This window comes from Streptomyces sp. NPDC049879 (assembly GCF_044461265.1).
Classification (GTDB): Bacteria; Actinomycetota; Actinomycetes; order Streptomycetales; family Streptomycetaceae; genus Streptomyces.
In genome coordinates this window covers 329,232-350,247 of sequence record NZ_JBITKT010000003.1, presented here as the reverse complement: position 1 = coordinate 350,247, position 21,016 = coordinate 329,232, and the positions used below count along the sequence as shown (strand labels likewise).

The window sequence follows — 21,016 nt, the reverse complement described above, 5'->3', positions numbered from 1 at the left end:
GAGCGACCGGTGCGCCGGTCGGAGGTAAATTATCAGGAAGGCTTCCTGATAGAAAACCCGTTTCCGTCTGCGAGGATCACCGCATGACCGCGCGCACCGCGACGCCGAGAACGGCCCGCGCCATCAACGACCGCATCGCCCTTGACCTGTTGGCCGAGGAGGGCCCCCTCACGGCGGCCAGGCTGCGGGACCTGACGGGCCTGTCACGCCCCAGCGTCGCCGACCTCCTCGGCCGCCTCGGACGCGACGGCCTGGTCCGGGACGTCGGCGAGGCGGGGGAGGAGCGCCGCGGCCCCAAGGCACGGCTCTACGGACTGGCGGCGGAACGCGCGCACGTCGCGGCGTTCGACGTGCGCACCGACAGCGTCGCCTTCGCCCTCGCCGACCTCGCGGGGCACACCGTCGCCCGCCGCACCCTGCCCGTTCCCCAGGACGGCGACGACACGGGCGCGTCCACGGTCGGCACCGTCCTGGCCGCGCTGGAGGAGACCCTGGAGGGCCACGGCATCCCCACCGTCCACACCGCCGTCCTCGGCGCCCCGGGGCTCGCCGACCCGGCCACGGGCGCCCTGCGGCAGTGCACCTCGCTCGCCGGCTGGCACTCCGCGCTGCTGGCCGAACTCCGCGCCCGCCTCGACGGCCCCGTCCACCTGGAGAACGAGGTCAACCTCGCGGGGATCGCCGAACACCGCGTCGGCGCCGCGCGCGACCGCGAGACCTTCGCCCTCCTGTGGCTCGGGCACGGCCTCGGCGCCGCTCTCGTCCTGCGCGGCACGCTGTGGCGCGGCGTCACGGGCGGCGCGGGCGAGGTCGCCTTCCTTCCCGTCCCCGGCACCGGCGGGATGCCGTCGGCCGTCGACTGCGACGCGGGCTTCCACGCGCTCGCCGCCGCCCCCGTCGTCAGGCGGCTCGCCCGCGGGCACGGCCTCGACGCGCCGGGCGACCACGTGACGGCCGCCGAGGCCCTGGTCCGCGAGGCCGCCGCCGCGCCGGGCGGAGGACCGGCCGGGGCGTTCCTCGGCGAGCTGGCCGAACGGGTCGCCATGGGCATCGCGGGCCTCGTCGCCGTCGTCGACCCGGGGTGCGTCGTGCTCGGCGGGGAGATCGGCCGTGCGGGAGGGCGGACGCTCGCGGACCTCGTGGCCCGGCGGCTGTGCGCGTTCTCCCCGCTGGAGACGGAGATCCGACCCGCGACCGTCAGCGGCAGCGCGGTGCTCGGCGGCGGCCTCGTGACGGCGCTCGACGCGGCGCGCGACGACCTGTTCGGCCCGGCCGTCACCCGCTGACGGCCTCCGGCACGCCCAGCTGCCGCGCCGCCGCCCGTACGGTCTGCTCCAGCAGCACGGCGATCGTCATCGGTCCGACACCGCCGGGCACCGGCGTGATCAGCGACGCCCGGCGGGCCGCCGACTCGAAGTCGACGTCCCCGACGTTCCCCGGGTTGTAGCCCGCGTCGATCACGACGGCCCCCGGCTTGACGTCCTCCCCGCGCAGGAACCGCGGCTTCCCGACCGCCGCGACGAGCACGTCCGCCTCCCGCACGCGCGAGGCGAGGTCCACCGTCCGCGAGTGGCAGTACGTCACCGTCGCGTCCCTGCCGAGCAGCAGCATCCCGACCGGCCTGCCCAGGATCGGGCTGCGCCCGACCACCACCGCGTGCTTCCCGGCCGGTTCCACGCCGTACTCGTCCAGCAGCCGCATGATCCCGCCGGGCGTGCACGAGGCGAAGCCGGGCAGGCCGAGGCCCGCGGCGGCGAACGAACGGGCCGTCACACCGTCCACGTCCTTCTCCGGCGCGATCGCCTCGAAGGCCGCCCGCTCGTCGATCCCCGCGCCCACCGGGTGCTGGAGCAGGATGCCGTGCACCGCCGGGTCACGCGACAACTCCTCGACCGCCGCCACCAGTCGACGCGTCGTCACCGAGGCGGGCAGCGCCACGTGCACGGAGCGGATGCCGGCCTTCGCGCAGCGGGCGCGCTTCATCCGGACGTACGTCACCGACGCGGGGTCCTCGCCGACCAGCACGGTCGCCAGGCAGGGCGCGGTACCCGTCAGGCGCGTGATCCGGTCGGCCGCCGCGGCGCTCTCGGCCACGATGCGGCGGGCCGGTCCCGTGCCGTCCATCAGGCGGGCGGTGGGGGGTGCGGAATCCAGCGTCATGGCGTACTCCCGGGCCTCGTCACGAGTCGCCCAGGCGCGCGGCAGCAGGCAGTCGGGTGCCGGGCCGCTCCCCGGTGGTGCTCCACCTCAGCGCCAGTCGCGGCCCGCCGCACAGCCTATCCCCGCACGCGCGACCTCACGAGGTCGTCTGTGACGCGGACCACACGCCCGCATGGCCGCGTGACGCGCGTGGCAGACTGGAGGCGTACCAGTGACGAACGCGCACTCCGGGGTCGGTGAAAGTCCGAACCGGCGGTTACAGTCCGCGACCCGGCCGCTGCCAGCGGCCGGTTGACCAGGTGAGATTCCTGGACCGACGGTTAAAGTCCGGATGGGAGGCAGTGCGCGGCGGAACAGGTGCGGTGTCCGCCGTGACGCCCCGGGTCCGCCCGGTGGCTCCCGCGTGGCCCCGCGTCCGTTCCGTCGGTCCAGGAAGCCCCGGAGTCGTGCCCTGAGAGGCAGGAGACCCGGTGGCCGCCCCAGCAGCGCAGCCCCCCGCAGGCCCGGAGGCCGAGGCGATGCGGCGCGCCGTCACGCTCGCCGCGCGCGGCCTCGGCGCCACCAGCCCCAACCCCGTCGTCGGCTGCGTCGTGCTCGACGCGCACGGCGTCCCGGTGGGGGAGGGGTGGCACCAGCGCGCCGGCGGCCCGCACGCCGAGGTCCACGCCCTCGCGGCGGCGGGCGGCCGCGCCCGCGGCGGCACGGCCCTCGTCACCCTCGAACCCTGCGCCCACACCGGACGCACCGGCCCCTGCGCCCGCGCCCTCGCCGACGCCGGGATCGCCCGCGTCGTCTACGCCGTCGCCGACCCGAACCCGGTCGCGCGCGGCGGCGCCGCCCTCCTCGCCGAGGCCGGGATCGACGTGCGCGGCGGCCTGCTCGCCGACGAGGCGGAGGCCGTCAACGCCGCCTGGCTCACCGCCGTCCGCCTCGGCCGCCCCCACGTGCGCTGGAAGTACGCCGCCACGCTCGACGGCCGCGTCGCCGCCGCCGACGGCACCAGCCGCTGGATCACCTCCCCCGAGGCCCGCGCCGACGTGCACCGGTTGCGCGCCGAGGCCGACGCCGTCCTCGTCGGCTCGGGAACGGCCCGCGCCGACGACCCGCACCTCGCCGTCCGCGGCGTCCCCGGCGCCCGCCAGCCGCTGCGCGTCGTCACCGACACCGAGGCCCGCGCCGTCCCGCCGGGCGCCCGCGTCCTCGACGGCGCCGCCCCGACCCTGGTCGCCGTCGCCGACGACGTGCCCAGCGACCGTACGGACCACCTCGCCGCGCACGCCGAGGTCGTCCGCCTGCCGCGCGCCGCCCACGGCCCCGGCCTCGACGTCACCGCACTCCTCGCCGCGCTGCACGAGCGCGACGTCCGCGCGGTCCTGCTGGAGGGCGGCCCCACGCTCGCCGGGGCGTTCGCCGCCGCCGGGGCCGTGGACGCCGTCACCGCCTACCTCGCCCCCGCGCTGCTCGGCGCGGGGCCCACCGTCCTGAACGGCGCGGGAATCACGACGATCACCGAGGCGTTGCGCCTGCGCGTGACCGACGTCGCCCGCGTCGGCCCCGACCTGCGGGTCAGCGCCGCCCCGCTCGCCGCCGCCGCTCCCACCCGCCACGAGCCCGCCAAGGAGAACTGACTTGTTCACCGGCATCGTCGAAGAACTGGGCGAGGTCATCGCCCTCGAACACATCGGGGACTCGGCCAGGCTGCGGCTGCGCGGCAGCGTCGTCACCCAGGGCAGCGGCCACGGCGACTCCATCGCCGTCAACGGCGTCTGCCTCACCGTCGTCGAGCCAGGCGAGCACGCGTTCACGGCCGACGTGATGGCCGAGACACTCCGCCGCTCCACGCTCGGCGGCCTCGCGCCCGGCGACCCCGTCAACCTCGAACGCCCCGTCGCCCTCGGCGGCCGGCTCGGCGGCCACTTGGTGCAGGGCCACGTGGACGGCGTCGCGACCCTCCTCGACCGCACACCGGGCGACCAGTGGGACAGCGTCACCGTCTCGCTCCCCGCGCACCTCGCCCGCTACGTCGTGGACAAGGGCTCCATCACGGTGGACGGCGTCAGCCTCACCGTGGTCGAGGCGGGCGCCGACCGCTTCACCCTCGGCCTCATCCCCACCACCCTCGCGCTGACCACCCTCGGCCGCAGGCAGCCGGGCGACGCGGTGAACCTGGAGGTGGACGTCCTCGCCAAGTACGTCGAACGCCTCCTGGCCCACGGCGCGCAGGCGCCCGCCCACCCGTACGACGCGGCCGTGCCCGAGGGGAGCGCGCGGTGAGCTTCGTCGACTCCCTCAACTCCACGGCGTTCGAGGCGTTCGGCCAGCACGTCATCTGGTCCGACATGATCGGCAACCTGGCCGGGCTCGCCGCGCTCGCCCTCGGCTGGCGCCGCTCCGTCCTCACCTGGCCCGTCCAGTTCCTCTCCGGCGTCATCCTGATCGCCGCCTACACGTCGGCGAACCTCGGCGGCGGCGTCGGCAAGCAGCTCGTCGTCATCACCCTCGCCCTGTGGGGCTGGCAGCAGTGGCGCGCCGGACGCCGGGACACGGGCGACGGCGCGATCACCGTACGCTTCGCCACCTGGCGCGAGCGCGCCCTGCTCCTGGCCGGAGCCGCGGGCGGGACGGCGCTGGTCGGCGGCCTGTTCACCGCCTACCCCGACCTGTCGTGGAACCCGTGGCCCGACGCGTACATCTTCGTCGGCACGCTCGTCGCGATGGTCGCGCAGGCGCGCGGCCTGGTGGAGTTCTGGTTCGCCTGGCTGCTGGTCGACCTCGTCGGCGTCCCGCTGAACTTCCACAGCGGCCTGGCGTTCTCAGGACTCGTCTACATCGTCTACTTCGTCCTCGTCCTGTGGGGCATGCGCGACTGGTGGCGGCGCTCCCGTACCGCCGCACAGCCCGTGCACGCACCGCTGGAGGGAGCCCCCGCATGACCACCGCAGCCCCGCACCCCGCCACCCCGGGCGACCCGGCCGAGGCCCCCCTCGACCCGGTGGAGCGCGCCGTCGCCGACATCGCCGCCGGACGCCCCGTCGTCGTCGTGGACCGCGCCGACCGGGAGAACGAGGGCGACCTCGTCGTCGCCGCCGAGCGGATCACGCCCGAGACTGTCGCGTTCATGATGTCCGAGTGCCGCGGCCTGATCTGCGTGCCCATGGAACCGGACGACCTCGACCGCCTCGACCTGCCGCAGATGGTCGACAAGAACACCGAGTCGATGGCCACCGCCTTCACCGTCTCCGTCGACGCGACCGCCGCCCACGGCGTCACCACCGGCATCTCCGCCGCCGACCGCGCCGCCACCATCCGCCTCCTCGCCGACCCCGCCGCCGACCCGGGCGACTTCGCCAGGCCGGGACACGTCTTCCCGCTGCGCGCCCGCACCGGCGGCGTCCTCGTCCGCCCGGGACACACCGAGGCGGGCGTCGACCTCGCGCGCCTCGCGGGCCTGCGCCCGGCCGCCGCCGTCGTCGAGATCGCGGGCGAGGACGGCACGATGCTGCGGCTGCCCGCCCTCCGCGCGTTCGCCCGCAGGCACGGCCTCGCCCTCATCTCCATCGAGGACCTCATCGCCCACCGGCGCGCCCTCGCCGACGGCGCCGAGGCCACGCCCGCCGTGCGGCGCGAGGCCGAGACGTCCCTGCCGACCGAGCACGGCCCGTTCCGCGCGTACGGCTACCGCGCCGCCGCCGACGGCGCCGAGCACCTCGCCCTCGTCGCGGGCGACATCGGCGACGGCGAGAACGTCCTCGTCCGCGTCCACTCCGAATGCCTCACCGGCGACGTCCTCGGCTCCCAGCGCTGCGACTGCGGCCCGCAGCTGCGCGCCTCCATGGAACGGGTCCAGGCCGAGGGCCGCGGCGTCGTCCTCTACCTCCGCGGCCACGAGGGGCGCGGCATCGGCCTGCTCTCCAAGCTGCGCGCCTACGAACTCCAGGAACGCGGCCGCGACACCCTCGACGCCAACCTCGACCTCGGCCTGCCCGCCGACGCCAGGGACTACGCCGCCGGTGCCCGCATCCTCGCCGACCTCGGCGTCCGCTCCCTCCGCCTGCTGACCAACAACCCCGACAAGGCCACCGCCCTCACCCGCCACGGCCTGCGCGTCACGGGCCGCGAGCCCGTGCCCGTCACCCCCGGCGAGCACAACCTCCGCTACCTGCGCACCAAGCGCGACCGCATGGGCCACGACCTGCCCTGGCTCGACCAGGCGCCCGCCCCCGTCGGCGCCTGCGCCTGCGCCAACCAGTGAGCCCATCCACCCCACCCAGCCCCGAGGAGAAGCCGTGAGCGGCAAGGGAGCCCCCCAGATCACCCCCGACACGACCGGCGCGGCGCCCCTGCGCGTCGGCGTCGTCGCCGCCCAGTGGCACGAGACCGTCATGGACGGCCTGCTCGCCGGAGCGCGCCGCGCCCTGGACGAGATCGGCGTCGCCGAGACCACCGTCCTGCGCGTGCCCGGCAGCTTCGAACTGCCCGTCGCCGCCGAGGCGCTGGCACGCGGCGGGTACGACGCCGTGGTCGCGCTCGGCGTCGTCATCCGCGGCGGCACCCCGCACTTCGACTACGTCTGCCAGGGCGTCACCGAGGGCCTGACCCGCGTCAGCGTCGAGCACGCCGTCCCGGTCGGCTTCGGCGTCCTCACCTGCGACACCGAGGAGCAGGCGCTCGACCGCGCCGGACTGCCGGGCTCCGCCGAGGACAAGGGGCACGAGGCCGCCACCGCCGCCGTCGCGACCGCCGCGCTGCTGCGCGAGCTGCCCCGACCCGCGCGCGTCGCGACCGCCGGCAGGCCGTAGGGTTGGACCCACCATGGCCAACAAGACTTTCGACGAGCTGTACGCCGAGCTGCGGCACAAGGCCGCCACCGCGGACCCCAGTACCTCCCGGACGGCCGAACTGGTGGCCGCCGGGGTCCATACGATCGGCAAGAAGGTCGTCGAGGAGGCGGCGGAGGTGTGGATGGCCGCCGAGCACGAGAGCGCCGACCGCACCGCCGAGGAGATCTCCCAGCTCCTCTACCACCTCCAGGTCATGATGGTCGCCCGGGGCATCTCCCCGGCCGACGTATACGCTCACCTCTGAGCCGCCCGTCCGAGCCGTACGGCGCGCCCCGCACACCCCCGTTCCCGCCACGCGAAGGAAGAAGCCCGTCCATGCTGCGCATCGCCGTTCCCAACAAGGGGTCTCTCTCCGAGCCTGCGGCGGCCATGCTCCATGAGGCGGGCTACCGGCAGCGCAAGGACCGCAGGGAACTGGTCCTCATCGACCAGGAGAACCAGGTCGAGTTCTTCTACCTGCGGCCCCGCGACATCGCCATCTACGTCGGCTCCGGCCGCCTCGACATCGGCATCACCGGGCGCGACCTGCTGCTCGACTCCCGCGCCGACGCCGAGGAGATCATGCAGCTCGGCTTCGCCGCCTCCACGCTGCGGTACGCGACCCGGCCGGGCGGCGTGACCGACGTCCGCGAGTTCGGCGGCCTGTCGATCGCCACCTCGTTCGCCGGGGTCGTCACGGGCCACCTCGCCGAGCACCACGTGGACGCGTCCGTCGTCCACCTCGACGGCGCCGTCGAGACGGCCATCCAGCTCGGCGTCGCCGAGGTCATCGCCGACGTCGTGGAGACCGGCACGACCCTGCGCAACGCGGGCCTGGAGATCATCGGCACGCCCATCCTGGAGTCCGAGGCGGTCGTCATCCGCCGCGTCGGCGGGGAGTCGCAGGAGGTCAAGGTCCGCCAGTTCCTGCGCCGCCTCCAGGGCGTCCTCGTCGCGCGGCGCTACGTGATGATGGACTACGACATCCGCGCCGAACTGGTCGACAAGGCCGTCTCCCTCACGCCCGGCCTCGAATCCCCGACCGTCTCGCCGCTGCACGACCAGGGCTGGCTCGCCGTCCGCTCGATGGTCCCGGTGCAGGACGCCCAGCGCGTCATGGACGAGCTGTACGACCTCGGCGCCCGCGCCATCCTGACCACCGGCATCCACGCCGCCCGCCTGTGAGCGCCCAGGCCGCCGCCGCACCGCTGCCCGTCACGTTCCGGCCGACCGTGACGCGGGTCGTCCTGCTCGCCATCGGCTTCAGCGTCCTCGCCGTCATGACGGTGATCGCCTTCCTCCTCCCGGCCCAGGGCGCCGTCGTCTGGGGGACGGGGGACCGCGCCGCGTTCGTCGGCAGCGGGCTGCTCGTCCTCGGCGTGACCCTCCTCCTGGCCAGGCCGCGCGTCACCGCCGACCGCGACGGCGTCACCGTCGTCAACCTCACCACGACCCGGCGGCTCGCCTGGGCCCAGATCGTCCGCGTCACGCTGCGTCCTGGCGACCCCTGGGTGACGCTCGACCTCGCCGACGGCACGGTCCTCGCCGTCATGGCGATCCAGCCGGGCGTCTCGCGCGCACGCTCCATGGAACAGGCCCGCACGCTGCGGGCCCTCGCCGAGACCGGCGGCGCGTCCCCCAGGGACTGACGGCACCGACAGGCGCCGCACTGTCGCGGCGGCCGAGCGGCGGGAATGCACCGGGACGGGCGCCACGCACTCCCGCCGCCGGTCCGACCCGCGCGCATGCTCGGTGGAGCGGGCCCCCTGCACGGCGCGCTCTGGCCGAGGCGGGCGGTGCGTGCTTCCGCGACCGACGGTGCCGCCGCCGGTCCGGGCCCAGGGGCGGGGAACGGCATCCGTTTCCGTCACGCCGGGCCGAGCGGCGGGAGTTCGCCCTCGGGCGGGCGGGTGGTCCTGCCGCGCGCCGGGAGCACCTCGCCGTACGCCTGCATCAGGTCGGGCAGCCGCAGCGTGGACAGCTCCTGGCGCGTGGGCGCCCCGCTCGACTCGGACAGCCGCATGTCGCGGAACGCGCAGGACGTCTCGTACAGCGTGCGCAGGAAACGGCCGTTCCCCAGCTCGTCGATCCACCCCTCGGCCACCACGTGCCCGGCGATGCTGCGCAGCTCCTCCAGCGCCTCCGCGTCCCACACGTCGCCCTGCCCGGCGGCCAGCAGCTCGCCGATCGCGGTCAGTTCGGACGGCCGGTAGCTCGGGAACTCCACCCGCGTCGAGAAGCGCGAACCGAGCCCCGGGTTCGCCACCAGCAGCCGGTCCATCCCCTCCGGGTAGCCCGCCAGGATCACCACCAGGTGCTCCCGGCTGTCCTCGGCCCGCTTCAGCAGCACCTGGAGCGCCTCGTCGCCGTACGCGTCGCCCTTGCTGTAGCCCGAGTGCGCCAGGCTGTACGCCTCGTCGATGAAGAGGACGCCGCCGAGCGCCGAGTCGATCAGCCGGTTGGCCTTCACCGCCGTCTGCCCGAGGAACTCCCCGACGAGGTCCGCCCGTTGCGCCTCCACCAGCCGGTCGGACGCCAGCAGCCCCAGCGCGTGGAACACCCGGCCGAGCAGGCGCGCCACGGTCGTCTTGCCCGTGCCGGACGGGCCGGAGAACACGAAGTGCCGCTTCGGCGGCTGCACCGGCAGGCCCTGGCCCGAGCGCAGCCGCGCCATCCGCAGCTGCGCGGACAGCGCGCGTACCTGCTCCTTCACCGGTTCGAGGCCCACCATGCGGTCCAGCTCGTCCAGCGTCCGTGCCAGCAGCGCCGGGTCGGCGGCGGGGGACGCGGCCGCGGCGGGGGCGGTGCCGCCGTGGCCGCCCGCGCCGCCGTTCGCGGCCGTCCGCGACCGCCCGTCGCCCGCCGGTGTGCCGGGCGACGGCATGCGCACGGCCCCGCCGGGCGCGGGCATCTGGGCCGCGTCCGGGTCCTCCGCCGTCAGCGCGGCCAGCCGCAGCGCGGTGTCCATGAACTCGGGGTCGGCGTGGTGCACCGCCCGGTAGAGCGGTATCGCCGACGCGGTGCGCCCGGTGCCCTCGCGGGCGCGGCCGAGCCAGTAGCGCAGCTCCTTGCGCTGCGGCAGCTCGCTGCGGCAGCGCGTCAGCGCGGTGGCGAGCAGCGGCTCCGCCTGGTCGTACATCTCCAGCCGCACGCGGGCCATGCCAGCGAATAGCCCGGCCTCCACGCCGAGTTGCGGATCCTCGGTGAGCGAGGCCGTGTAGCGGTACAGCCCCTCCCAGTCCTTCGACAGGTAGCACCGGCAGGCGTGCAGGAAGCGGGCGTACGGGTCCGACTCGGGCGGCGGGCAGTCGGTGAGCGCCTGGTCAAGCTCCGCCATCCGCCGCCCGTCGAGCAACTGCGACGCGTGGGCGAGCAGCAGGTCGCGCTCGGTCTCCAGCACGGGCTGCACCCACCAGCCGAGCCAGTACCAGGACGTCAGGGGGCGCCCGTGCCGCCGCCGCTGCTCGCCGAACCGCGCGCGGTGCCGGTGCATCTGCCGCAGCGCCACCGGCACGTCGGTGCGCAGCGCGTGCAGCCCCAGCCAGGCGTCGGCCATGCCCGGGTCCTCCCGCACGGCCGCGCGGAACTCCTCCTCCGCCTCCGGGTAGGCCCCGGCCGCGTACGCGTCCACGCCGCGCAGCCAGGCGAGGTCGGCCGCGTGGCGGGGAATGTGATCGTGAGTGTCACGTGCGCCGTGTGTGCCAGAAATCATGACGACCCCCACAACGGGTAACCACGCCTGCCCCTGGGGCCTTTCCTACCCACCCCGACCGGTTCGCGACTCCTGCGACGTCCATCCCTCACCGGCGGCAGCGGGAGTGATCAGCATATCGGCGTGCGGACATGACGGGTCGTCGGCGAAGTGCCGCAGCTCCTCCGCCTCCCACGCGCGCCAGAAATCCGCGAGCCCAGGCCCGTCCCTGCGGCGGCCCCTGGCCCACGCCGCAGGCGCCGGGACGTCCATCCACACCAGCAGCGACAGGTACGGCCGCACCGCCCGCCGCCCCGCGCCGACGCCTTCCAGGAGCACCACGGGCGCGGCGGAGCACGTCAGGTCGCGCGCGAACCCGCCGCGCTCCCAGTCGTACCCCCGGTAGCGCGCGGTCCCGCCGCGCGCCAGCGGCCCGAGCACGTCGCGGGCGAGGGTCTCCGTCCAGCCGAAGAACGAGGCGTGGCTCGCCAGGTCGTCCAGGTGGACGACGGGCGCCCCGCCCAGGGCCGCCGACAGGCGCCGCGCGAGGGTGCTCTTGCCTGACCCCGCGTGCCCGTCGATCCCCACCAGCCGCACCCGGCCCAGCCGGGGCGGCGCCGCCCGTGTCCGCGCGAGCACGTCCGCGAGCGGGCCCGCGGGCGGGGGAGGGGCGGTGTCGGACATCGCGGTCAGCGTAGCGGCGCCACTGGTAGACACCAATATTCTTTCCGCGCGTTCGGGGGGAATTACTGGCCGTCACGGGCCGGAGCGGCGATAGTGGGGTGGCCTGCCGCGCCGGCCCACCCCGTCCGGCGCATCCCCGCATGTCCGGAGACGACCGGGAGACCGCCTCGTGACCACGACGCCACGCCGCACCGTACTCGCCGCCGCCGTAGCCGCCGCCGTCGGTTCGTCCGTATCCCTCGGCGGGGACGCCGGGGCCGCGCCGCAGGGCCGCGGCGGAGGCCGGGGCCACCACGGCGCCGACCCGGACTCGACCATCGCCTACCACGGCTGGGTGACCGCCGCCGACTGGCGCGCCGGTACCGCGCAGGGTGTCTCCGTCGTCACCACAGGCCGCGCCGGTGTCGTCCTGACCCGCCCGCGCGGCACGCTGGACTACACCGACCCGCACACCGGCACCACCGCCTCCTGGCAGTACGCCACCTGGCTCTCCCCGGTCCGCAGGCCCGCCGTCCCCGCGACCGAGCTGATCGCCTCCTGGAACGCCCACACCCCCGCCGGGACCTTCCTGCGCGTCGAGGTGCAGGCCGGCTACTCGGACGGCACGCAGACGCCCTGGTGGACCCTCGGCGTCTGGGCGGCCGGGGACGAGGACATCCGCCGGACCTCCGTGGACGGCCAGGAGGACGGCAAGGCGACCGTCTGGACCGACACCCTCGCCGTGGACGACGCCGCGAGCGGCCTGCGGTTCACCTCCTACCGGCTGCGGCTCACCCTCCACCGCGCCCCCGGTTCCGGCGCGGCGCCGACGGTCTGGCGGCTGGGCGCGATGACGTCCGCCGTGCCCGACCGCTTCGAGGTCCCCGCGACGGCGCCCGGCGCGGCCGCCGGTACCGAGCTGACCGTCCCTGACTACTCGCAGAACATCCACGTCGGCCAGTACCCCGAGTACGACAACGGCGGCGAGGCGTGGTGCAGCCCGACCTCGTCGCAGATGATCATCGAGTCCTTCGGCAAGCGCCCGACCCCCGAGCAACTCGCCTGGGTCAACCCGGACTTCGCCGACCCCCAGGTCTGCCACGCGGCCCGCTTCACCTACGACTACCAGTACGGCGGCTGCGGCAACTGGCCCTTCAACGCCGCCTACGCCGCGACCTACGACGGCCTCCAGGGCGTCGTCACCCGCATCGCCTCGCTGGCCGACGCCGAGCGGCTCGTCGCGGCGGGCATCCCGTTGATAACGTCCCAGTCGTTCTTCGAGGCCGAGCTCGACGGCGCCGGCTACGGCACATCCGGGCACCTGATGACGGTCGTCGGCTTCACCGCGGACGGCGACGTCATCGCCAACGACCCCGCCAGCGACAGCAACGCGGAGGTCCGCCGCGTCTATCCCCGGCGGCAGTTCGAGAACATCTGGCTGCGGACCAAGCGGTACGACGCGAACGGCGCCGTCCGCAGCGGCACGGGCGGCGTCTGCTACCTCTACTTCCCGGTCAGGCCCTCGTCCGCGCAGCGCTCCGCGCTCGCCGCCGCCGGGATCCGGTGACCGTGGCCGCCTCCGGCCGACGGCCCTTACGGGCACTTCCGGCCTCCCTCTGCGCGGCGGCCCTGGCACTCCTGCCCGCCGGGGCCGCCGCCACCGCGCCCGCCGCCCTCACACCCGGCGAGGGCGTCACCGCGCACACGCTCGCGGAAGGCGCCGCGCCGCACGGCCTCGACATCCGTGCCGAAGGCCCCACCGACGTGACCGTCCGCGTGATCGTCATCGAACCGGGCGGCTCCACCGGCTGGCACTACCACGACGGCCCGCTCCTCGGCGTCGTCGTCTCGGGAACCCTGACCCGCACCCTCGACGACTGCTCGGTCGAGGTCTCCACGGCCGGCGACACGCTCGTGGAGACCCCCGGCGACGGGCACGTCCACATCGGGCGAAACCTGGGGAACGAGCCGGTCGTTCTCCATGCGACCTACGTGGTGCCCGAGGGCAGTCCCCTCTCGGTCGACGCCGACGCGCCCGCCTGCGCCCGCTGACGCCGTACCGCTGCCCCCTGGCCGCCCCCATCCCGCCGCTGCGCACAGCGCCGTGCCCGACGAGTGGAGGACCCGACCATGCCCGCAGAAGCCGCCGGTGAGCCCGTGAGCCGCCGCCTGCCGTCCCAGGAGGCCCGGGACCTCCTCGGCCTCGCCCGCGACCTGGCGCGGCGCGAGATCGCGCCGCACGCCGCCCGCGAGGAAGCGGAAGGAACGTTCCCCCGCGCCGCGTTCCGCCTCCTCTCCGAGACCGGCCTCCTCGGCCTGCCCTACCCGCCCGAGAACGGCGGCGGGGGCCAGCCGTACGAGGTCTACCTCCAGGTGGTCGAGGAACTGGCCGCCGCCCGGCTCACCGTGGGCCTCGGCGTCAGCGTCCACACCCTCGCCTGCCACGCCCTGGCCGCGCACGGCAGCAAGGACCAGCGCGCCGAGCACCTGCCCGGCATGCTCGGCGGCGGCCTGCTCGGCGCGTACTGCCTCTCCGAGCCCGCCTCGGGCTCCGACGCCGCGTCCCTGCGCACCCGCGCAGAACGGGACGGCGACGCGTGGGTCCTCAACGGCACCAAGGCGTGGATCACCCACGGCGGCGTCGCCGACTTCTGCACTGTCTTCGCCAGGACGGGCGGGGACGGGCGGCAGGGCATCACCGCGTTCCTCGTGCCGGGCGACGCCCCCGGGCTCACCGCGAGCCGCCCCGAACGCAAGATGGGCATGAACGGGTCGCCCACCGCCCAGGTCCACCTCGACGGCGTGCGCGTCCCCGACGCGCGCCGCCTCGGCGCCGAGGGCCAGGGCTTCGCCCTCGCGCTGGAGGCCCTGGACGCGGGCAGGCTCGGCATCGCCGCCTGCGCCGTCGGGCTCGCCCAGGCGGCCCTTGACGAGGCGCTCGCCTTCACGGTGGGGCGGCGGCAGTTCGGGCGGCGGGTGGCCGACTTCCAGGGCCTGCGCTTCACGCTCGCCGACATGGCCACCCGGATCGAGGCCGGGCGCGCCCTGTACCTGGAGGCGGCGCGGCTGCGGGACGAGGGCCGCCCGTTCGGCAGGCACGCGGCGATGGCCAAGCTGTTCTGCTCGGACACCGCCATGCAGGCGGCGACCGAAGCCGTCCAGCTGATGGGCGGCTACGGCTACACCGCCGACTTCCCGGCGGAGCGCTATCTGCGCGAGGCCAAGGTGCTCCAGATCGTGGAGGGCACCAACCAGATCCAGCGCTCGGTCATCGCACGCCACCTCGTCCCCCCGGCACCGCACACGGCCGCGCCCGACGGGACCGCGCAGGACGGGGGACGGGCCGCCGCCGCTACGCCGCCTGCCGCAGGGTGACCGCCGCGGACCGCGCCGCGTGGCGCACCGCGTGCGAGAAGGGCTGGAGCCGCCAGTGCAGGCTCTCCGGCAGCGCCGCCAGGGCCACCGGCTCGACGGCGAACGACGCGGCGGGCAGCGGCAGCACGCCGTCGTCCGCCGCCGCGCGGCCCGACCCCGGGCAGACCGTCAGCCCGAACGGGTCGAACGGCGAGGGGCACACCGCGTGCTGCGGCACCGGGCCGCCGGGCTCCTCCAGCGCGACCGGGCGGGCGCAGCCGGGGCACAGGACACGAGGCAGGTCGTCGTCCGCCTCGGCCTCGTCGGAGAAGAGCTGCTCCTCGTCGTCCTCGACGGGCACCGGATCGGGCCCGGGACGGTGGAGTGCCTTCACATTGCGCATGTAATCCCCCTCGGACGGCGCAGTGGCGTTGGCCACAGCAAGCACTTCCCGCCCCTTTCCGTTGATAATCGCGCAGTCGAACAGGACACCGGTACTGGTTTGTGGCGTTCATCACAGCGCGGCCCCCGGAACGGCCCCGCCGCCGCGTACGCCCGGCACCGCGCGGGGCCGTTCCGCCGGGTAGGTTACGGACCGTGGAGGAACTCGACCGGCGCATCGTGGAACTGCTCGTCAGGGACGGGCGCATGAGCTACACCGACCTCGGCAAGGCCACCGGCCTGTCCACCTCGGCCGTGCACCAGCGCGTGCGCCGTCTCGAACAGCGCGGCGTCATCCGCGGCTACGCGGCCATCGTCGCGCCGGAGGCGGTGGGCCTGCCGCTGACCGCGTTCATCTCCGTCAAGCCCTTCGACCCCAGCGCGCCCGACGACATCGCCGACCGGCTCGCGGGCGTCCCCGAGATCGAGGCGTGCCACAGCGTCGCGGGCGACGAGAACTACATCCTCAAGGTCCGCGTCGCCGAGCCGGCGGAGCTGGAGCTGCTGCTCGCACGCATCCGCTCCCTGGCCGGTGTCTCCACGCGCACCACGGTCGTCCTCTCCACGCCCTACGAGTCACGCCCGCCGCGCGTCTGACGCCCGCGCCCCCACCCCGCCGCAGGGGCCCGCCCGCCGGGCCGGAAGACTGGCCCCATGACCGACAGCACCACCCCGGGCGCCCCGGGCGAGCGGCCCCGCACCGTCCTCCTGCGCCGCGGCGAGGTCCACAGCCCGGCCGACCCGTTCGCCACGGCCATGGCCGTCGAGGGCGACCGCATCGCCTGGATCGGCTCCGAGGCCGCCGCCGACTCCCTCGCCCCGACGGCGGACGAGGTGGTGGACCTCGACGGCGCCCTCGTCACGTCCGCGTTCACCGACGCACACGTGCACACGACGGCCACCGGGCTCGCCCTCACCGGCCTCGACCTCGCGGACGCCGCCTCCCTGCCCGACGCGCTCGCCCGCGTCACCGCCCACGCCGCCGCCCATCCGGCGGACGACGTCCTCCTCGGCCAGGGCTGGGACGCGACCCGCTGGCCGGAACGGCGCCCCCCGACGCGCGACGAACTCGACCGCGCCGCCGGCGGCCGTCCCCTCTACCTCGTCCGCGTGGACGCCCACTCGGCGCTCGCCACCACGGCGCTCCTCGGCAGGGTCCCCGGCATCACCGCGCTGCCCGGCTACGTCCCGGACGGCCCCTTGACGGGCGACGCCCACCACGCCGTACGCTGCGCCGCCGACGCCGCCCTCGGCCCCGCCCAGCGCGCCGCCGCCCAGCGCGCGGCGCTGCGGCACGCCGCCTCCCTCGGCATCGGCAGCGTCCACGAGTGCGCGGGCCCCGAGATCTCCAGCGAGGAGGACCTCACCGCCCTGCTCGCCCTCGCCGCCGCCGAGCCGGGCCCCCGCGTCCACGGCTACTGGGCCTCCCTCGTCGGCGGCCCCGAGGACGCCGCGCGCGTCCGGGCGCTGGGCGCGATCGGCGCCGCGGGCGACCTCTTCGCCGACGGCTCCCTCGGCTCCCACACCGCCCACCTCCACGCCCCCTACGCCGACGCCCCCCACACCGGCACGGCCCACCTGTCCGCCGACGACGTCGCGGCCCACGTCACCGCCTGCACCGAGGCCGGGCTGCAGGCCGGGTTCCACGCCATCGGCGACGCCGCCGTGGACGCGGTCGTCCGCGGCGTACGGGCCGCCGCCGACCGCCTCGGCACCGGCCCCGTCCGCGCCCTGCGCCACCGCGTCGAGCACGCCGAGCTGCTCGGCCCCGACGCCGTCGCCGCCTTCGCCGACCTGGCGCTCACCGCCAGCGTCCAGCCCGGCTTCGACGCGGCCTGGGGCGGCCCCGACGGGATGTACGCGCGCCGCCTCGGCGCGGACCGCGCCCGCGCGCTCAACCCGTTCGCCGCCCTGCTGCGCGCGGGTGTCCCGCTGGCCTTCGGCTCCGACGCGCCCGTCACTCCGCTCGGGCCCTGGGCCGCCGTCCGCGCGGCGGCGTACCACCGCACGGAGGAGCACCGCGTCTCCGTGCGGGCCGCGTTCACCGCCCACACGCGCGGCGGCTGGCGCGCGATCGGCCGCGACGACGGCGGCGTCCTCGTCCCCGGCGCCCCCGCCGACTACGCGCTCTGGGAGACCGGCGCCCTCGTCGTCCAGGCGCCCGACGACCGGGTCGCCCGCTGGTCCACCGACCCCCGCTCAGGCACCCCGGGACTGCCCGATCTGGCCCCCGGCGAACCGCTTCCCACCTGCCTGCGGACCGTCGTCGGCGGCCGGACCGTGTACGACCGGCCGAACGAGTGATCCAGCACGCGCCGATACCGCCGAACGACGTGCGATCCCGCGCGCCCGCCGTCCCGCAAGCTCCGCACTGACCAGCCGGTTTGCCGGAAAGTGGGGCGAAATCGCAGGTCAGAGGACTGTTGACAGGCTGCGGTCGTCGGGAGGTAGGTTCGGCCGGGTCCACCACAGGACGTCCGGCCGGCGCTCCCCTCCGCGCAGTCGTCGAACGCCGCTGGGCCAGAGGGCGGGGCGCCGCGCAGGCGCGCCACCGGGAGCCAGGTCCAGTGCGCCTGCGGCACGGGGGCGGAAGGTTCCGTCCGGCCGGCTGGTGCGACCCGGGCCGGGCCCGGACGCTCAGTAGACAACGGCTTTCGGACGACCCGCAGCCAGCGGGCCCCGGGTCGGACCGAAGAGCGCCGGTCCCGGTCCGCAGACACCCACCCGTACGAGGTACGGTCGTTCATCATCGCCCGCTCATGCAGAGAGGCCACGACTGTGCCAACGGGCTCCGAGACGACCATGGCCGACGACGCGGCCGGCAGAGCCGACGCCCCCGGCGCCGCCGCCGACACGGCCGGTCCCCCCGGCGCGCGCCGCCCCGGCCGCCTCCGCCGGATCGCCGCCTCCGGCAGGCGGCACTGGCGGGCGAGCCTGGTGGCCGCCGTGGCCGGGCTCGCGCTGACGGCCGCGTTCCCGCCGTACGACGTCTGGCTCCTGTCGCCGGCCGCCGTCGCCGCGCTCTCCCTGCTCACGCACGGCAGGACCGGGCGGCAGGGCGCGTGGCTCGGCTTCGCGTTCGCCCTGCCGTTCTTCGTCTCCCTGCTCAGCTGGCTGCGCGTGATCGGCTGGGACGCCACGGTGGGCCTGTCCGTCGCCGAGGCGGCGTTCTTCCTCCCGCTCGGCGCGGGACTCGCCGCCACGTCCCGGCTGCGGCTGTGGCCGCTGTGGACGGCCTGCCTGTGGGTCGCGCAGGAGTGGGCGAGGGACCGCGTGCCGTTCGGCGGCTTCCCCTGGGGCCGCCTCGCCTTCGCCAACACCGGCACGCCCTTCACGCCGCTCGCCGCGCTGGGCGGCGCGCCGCTGGTGACGTTCGCCGTCGCGCTCTCCGGCGCGCTGCTGGCCTGGGCGGCGCTGCGGCTCGTGACGCGCCTGCGCACCCCGGCTGAGGCGCGGACCGCGCTGTCCTGGCGGCCCGCCGCCGGTGCCACCGCGCTGGCCGTCGCGGTCGGCGCCGCGGGCTACGCGGTGCCCATCCCCACGGACGCGGACGACACCGTGTCCATAGCCGTGGTGCAGGGCAACGTGCAGCAGGCCGGGATGGACTTCCTCGGGCGCCCGATGATGATCCTCAACAACCACGTCGACGCCACGCTGCAGCTGGCCGAGGACATCGACGCGGGCCGTGTCGAACGCCCCGACCTGGTGCTGTGGCCGGAGAACTCCTCGGACCTCGACCCGTACCGCGACGCCGAGGCCGCCGCCGCCATCGAACGGGCCGTGCAGGCCGTCGGCGTCCCCATCCTCGTCGGCGCCCTCGTGGACCACCCGACCAAGGACGGGTACGTCGAGAACCAGGGCATCGTCTGGGACCCCGAGCGCGGCCCCGGCGAGTCGTACACCAAGCAGCACCCCGTGCCGTTCGGCGAGTACGTGCCCTTCCGCGAGCAGCTCAGCGCCGTGATCACGCGCCTGGAGCGCGTCCCCCGCGACTTCTACCCCGGCGACCACACCGGCGTCCTCGACATCGGCCCCGCCCGCATGGGCGACGTCATCTGCTTCGAGGTGGCCTACGACGGCATCGTCCGCGACACCGTCAACGCCGGTGCCCGCGCGCTCGTCGTCCAGACCAACAACGCCACGTACGGCCGCACCGGGCAGCCCGAGCAGCAGCTCGCCATGTCGCGGCTGCGGGCCGTCGAGCACGGCCGGGCGATCGTCACCGCCGCCACCAGCGGCATCAGCGCCGTGGTCGCCCCCGACGGGACCGTCGAGCAGCAGACCGAGGAGTTCACGCAGGACGTGCTGACCGCCGACCTGCCGCTGCGCGACGGCCGGACGGTCGCCGACCGCGTCGGCGCGCTGCCCGAGTGGCTGCTGGCCGGGGCCGGGCTCGCCGCCTGGGCCCTCGTCCTCGTGCGCCGCCGCGCCGCGCGGCGGGACGTGCGCCGGGCCGCCCCCGCGGGAGCGGCCGGTGAGTGACGCCGTGGACGCCCTCGGCCGGGTGCTGGTGATCATCCCGACCTACAACGAGGCCGACAACCTGCCGCCCCTCCTCGACCGGCTGCGCGCCGCATGCCCCGCCGTGCACGTCCTGGTCGCGGACGACGACAGCCCGGACGGCACCGGCAAGGTGGCCGACGAGATCGCCGGGGACGACCCGCACGTCCACGTGCTGCACCGCGCGGGCAAGGAGGGCCTCGGCGCCGCGTACCTGGCGGGCTTCGCCTGGGGCCTCGACCGCGGCTACGACGTGCTCGTCGAGATGGACGGCGACGCCTCGCACCAGCCGGAGGAGCTGCCCCGGCTGCTCACGGCGCTGGCGAGCGGCGCCGACGTGGCGCTCGGCTCGCGCTGGGTGCCGGGCGGGCGCATCGTGCACTGGCCGAAGTACCGCGAGCTGCTGTCCCGGGGCGGCAGCGCGTACGCCCGGCTGCTGCTCGGCGTGCCGGTGCGCGACGTGACGGGCGGCTTCCGCGCGTTCCGGCGGCACGTCCTGGAGAGCGGGCTGCTCACCGGGGTGGCGTCGCAGGGCTACTGCTTCCAGGTCGACCTGGCCCACCGGGCGGTGCGCGCCGGGTACCGGGTGGCCGAGGTGCCCATCACCTTCGTCGAGCGCCGGGTGGGCGACAGCAAGATGAGCCGGGAGATCGTGGTGGAGGCGCTGTGGCGCGTCACCGTGTGGGGCGTCGCCGCCAGGCTCAGGCGGCCCGCCGCACGCCGCGGGCGGGCTCAGGGCAGACTGGGGTCATGACGACCGGTTCCCCGAACCCGTACCGAGGCGACGGCCGGCGGCCGTCACCGCCACCGCGCCGCCGCCGTGCGCGTCCGCTGCTGCCGCTCGCCGTCGCCGCGTGGGCGGTGCTGGAGATCTGGCTGCTGATCGTCGTCGGCCGCGCCGCGGGCGGGCTGACGGTCTTCCTGCTGCTGGTCGCCGGTGTCGTCGTGGGCGCGATCGTGATCAAGCAGGCGGGGCGGCGTGCCTGGGCCCGGCTCACCGAGGGCCTGCGGCCCCCGCCGCCGGACGGCGCGGGCGGTGCCACGGCGGCGCGGGGCGGCAACGGGCTGACGATGCTCGGCGGGCTGCTGCTGATGATCCCGGGGCTGATCTCCGACGTCGTCGGGCTGCTGTGCGTCTTCCCGCCCACGGCCGGGCTGCTGCGGCGCCGGGCGCGGCGGTACCTGACGCGCAGGAGCGGGCCGCTCGGCGCGGCGTTCCAGGACGCCCAGGGCCTCCGCGACCAGATGCGCGCCCGGCGTCCCGACGGAAAGGTCGTGGAGGGCGAGGTCATCCGCGAGGACGACCGGCCGGACGGGGACGGGCCCCGCGGGCAGGACGGCCGGTAGGGCGGCGGAGAAAACGGCAGAACGGCGAAGGGGCCGGGAC

At 75.8% G+C, this 21,016-nt stretch carries 20 protein-coding genes, 1 pseudogene and 2 riboswitches; of the genes and pseudogenes, 17 read left to right on the top strand and 4 right to left on the bottom strand.

What is annotated here, in order from left to right:
* Positions 1–83 precede the first annotated feature (83 nt).
* Complete coding sequence (locus tag ACIBPC_RS12510) at positions 84–1,286, top strand: ROK family transcriptional regulator (RefSeq protein ID WP_398843547.1); 1,203 nt, start codon at positions 84–86, stop codon at positions 1,284–1,286.
* Here the strand turns inward: ACIBPC_RS12510 and ACIBPC_RS12505 are convergent.
* Positions 1,276–2,160 carry a bifunctional 5,10-methylenetetrahydrofolate dehydrogenase/5,10-methenyltetrahydrofolate cyclohydrolase gene (locus tag ACIBPC_RS12505; RefSeq protein ID WP_398843545.1) on the bottom strand — a complete coding sequence of 295 codons (885 nt, stop codon included), beginning with the start codon at positions 2,158–2,160 and terminating at the stop codon, positions 1,276–1,278. The genes ACIBPC_RS12510 and ACIBPC_RS12505 overlap by 11 nt on opposite strands.
* Positions 2,161–2,181: 21 nt before the next feature.
* Positions 2,182–2,271: riboswitch (ZMP/ZTP riboswitch) on the bottom strand.
* Positions 2,272–2,378: 107 nt separating this feature from the next.
* A riboswitch (FMN riboswitch) is annotated at positions 2,379–2,509 on the top strand.
* Positions 2,510–2,678: 169 nt separating this feature from the next.
* On the opposite strand from ACIBPC_RS12505, the gene ribD reads away from it, so the two are divergent.
* The 8 genes from ribD (at position 2,679) to ACIBPC_RS12465 (ending at position 8,629) form a co-directional block, all read left to right on the top strand.
* On the top strand, positions 2,679–3,788 hold the full coding sequence (gene ribD, locus ACIBPC_RS12500) for a bifunctional diaminohydroxyphosphoribosylaminopyrimidine deaminase/5-amino-6-(5-phosphoribosylamino)uracil reductase RibD (RefSeq protein WP_398844351.1): 1,110 nt from the start codon (positions 2,679–2,681) through the stop codon (positions 3,786–3,788).
* Between the two features lies 1 nt (position 3,789).
* The gene (locus ACIBPC_RS12495) at positions 3,790–4,434 is read left to right on the top strand and encodes a riboflavin synthase (protein WP_398843543.1); all 645 of its coding nucleotides are present in this window, start codon (positions 3,790–3,792) and stop codon (positions 4,432–4,434) included.
* Complete coding sequence (locus ACIBPC_RS12490) at positions 4,431–5,093, top strand: nicotinamide mononucleotide transporter family protein (protein WP_362958760.1); 663 nt, start codon at positions 4,431–4,433, stop codon at positions 5,091–5,093. Before ACIBPC_RS12495 ends, ACIBPC_RS12490 begins: the two co-directional genes overlap by 4 nt.
* Positions 5,090–6,412: a bifunctional 3,4-dihydroxy-2-butanone-4-phosphate synthase/GTP cyclohydrolase II gene (locus ACIBPC_RS12485; protein WP_398843540.1), complete on the top strand. Its 1,323-nt coding sequence runs from the start codon at positions 5,090–5,092 to the stop codon at positions 6,410–6,412. Before ACIBPC_RS12490 ends, ACIBPC_RS12485 begins: the two co-directional genes overlap by 4 nt.
* A gap of 34 nt (positions 6,413–6,446) precedes the next feature.
* Positions 6,447–6,959 (top strand): 6,7-dimethyl-8-ribityllumazine synthase, encoded by a 513-nt coding sequence (ribH, locus tag ACIBPC_RS12480; RefSeq protein ID WP_362958765.1) that lies wholly within the window; start codon positions 6,447–6,449, stop codon positions 6,957–6,959.
* 13 nt (positions 6,960–6,972) lie between these two features.
* Positions 6,973–7,245, top strand: coding sequence for a phosphoribosyl-ATP diphosphatase (locus ACIBPC_RS12475; protein WP_362958768.1), 273 nt, complete (start codon positions 6,973–6,975; stop codon positions 7,243–7,245).
* Positions 7,246–7,316: 71 nt separating this feature from the next.
* Positions 7,317–8,165: an ATP phosphoribosyltransferase gene (gene hisG / locus ACIBPC_RS12470; RefSeq protein WP_362958771.1), complete on the top strand. Its 849-nt coding sequence runs from the start codon at positions 7,317–7,319 to the stop codon at positions 8,163–8,165.
* Positions 8,162–8,629, top strand: coding sequence for a PH domain-containing protein (locus tag ACIBPC_RS12465; protein WP_398843537.1), 468 nt, complete (start codon positions 8,162–8,164; stop codon positions 8,627–8,629). The genes hisG and ACIBPC_RS12465 overlap by 4 nt, the downstream gene beginning before the upstream one ends.
* A 218-nt stretch (positions 8,630–8,847) precedes the next feature.
* Here ACIBPC_RS12465 and ACIBPC_RS12460 read toward each other — a convergent pair whose 3' ends face one another.
* Positions 8,848–10,704, bottom strand: coding sequence for an AAA family ATPase (locus ACIBPC_RS12460; protein ID WP_398843535.1), 1,857 nt, complete (start codon positions 10,702–10,704; stop codon positions 8,848–8,850).
* Between the two features lie 33 nt (positions 10,705–10,737).
* A complete protein-coding gene (locus tag ACIBPC_RS12455; protein ID WP_362958780.1) occupies positions 10,738–11,355 on the bottom strand; it encodes a hypothetical protein in 618 nt (205 codons plus the stop codon).
* Between the two features lie 169 nt (positions 11,356–11,524).
* Here ACIBPC_RS12455 and ACIBPC_RS12450 point away from each other — a divergent pair, with 169 nt between their 5' ends.
* From ACIBPC_RS12450 to ACIBPC_RS12440, 3 genes and pseudogenes are all read left to right on the top strand, one after another.
* Entirely contained in the window at positions 11,525–12,901 is a 1,377-nt protein-coding gene (locus ACIBPC_RS12450; RefSeq protein WP_398843532.1) for a peptidase C39 family protein, read from the top strand.
* 2 nt (positions 12,902–12,903) lie between these two features.
* Entirely contained in the window at positions 12,904–13,386 is a 483-nt protein-coding gene (locus ACIBPC_RS12445) for a cupin domain-containing protein (RefSeq protein ID WP_398843530.1), read from the top strand.
* A gap of 78 nt (positions 13,387–13,464) precedes the next feature.
* Positions 13,465–14,628 (top strand): annotated as a pseudogene (locus ACIBPC_RS12440) (acyl-CoA dehydrogenase family protein); the annotation flags it as partial.
* A gap of 58 nt (positions 14,629–14,686) precedes the next feature.
* Here ACIBPC_RS12440 and ACIBPC_RS12435 read toward each other — a convergent pair.
* On the bottom strand, positions 14,687–15,091 hold the full coding sequence (locus ACIBPC_RS12435) for a hypothetical protein (RefSeq protein ID WP_362958786.1): 405 nt from the start codon (positions 15,089–15,091) through the stop codon (positions 14,687–14,689).
* A gap of 194 nt (positions 15,092–15,285) precedes the next feature.
* Here ACIBPC_RS12435 and ACIBPC_RS12430 point away from each other — a divergent pair, with 194 nt between their 5' ends.
* The 5 genes from ACIBPC_RS12430 (at position 15,286) to fxsA (ending at position 20,976) form a co-directional block, all read left to right on the top strand.
* Positions 15,286–15,726 (top strand): Lrp/AsnC family transcriptional regulator, encoded by a 441-nt coding sequence (locus ACIBPC_RS12430; protein WP_129838285.1) that lies wholly within the window; start codon positions 15,286–15,288, stop codon positions 15,724–15,726.
* A 57-nt stretch (positions 15,727–15,783) separates the two neighbouring features.
* A complete protein-coding gene (locus tag ACIBPC_RS12425; RefSeq protein WP_398843526.1) occupies positions 15,784–17,433 on the top strand; it encodes an amidohydrolase in 1,650 nt (549 codons plus the stop codon).
* Between the two features lie 498 nt (positions 17,434–17,931).
* A complete protein-coding gene (gene lnt, locus ACIBPC_RS12420) occupies positions 17,932–19,611 on the top strand; it encodes an apolipoprotein N-acyltransferase (RefSeq protein ID WP_398844349.1) in 1,680 nt (559 codons plus the stop codon).
* Positions 19,604–20,383, top strand: a complete 780-nt coding sequence (locus tag ACIBPC_RS12415) for a polyprenol monophosphomannose synthase (protein WP_398843524.1) — start codon at positions 19,604–19,606, stop codon at positions 20,381–20,383. Before lnt ends, ACIBPC_RS12415 begins: the two co-directional genes overlap by 8 nt.
* Entirely contained in the window at positions 20,380–20,976 is a 597-nt protein-coding gene (gene fxsA / locus ACIBPC_RS12410; protein WP_398843520.1) for an FxsA family membrane protein, read from the top strand. The genes ACIBPC_RS12415 and fxsA overlap by 4 nt, the downstream gene beginning before the upstream one ends.
* The last annotated feature ends 40 nt before the right edge of the window (positions 20,977–21,016 follow it).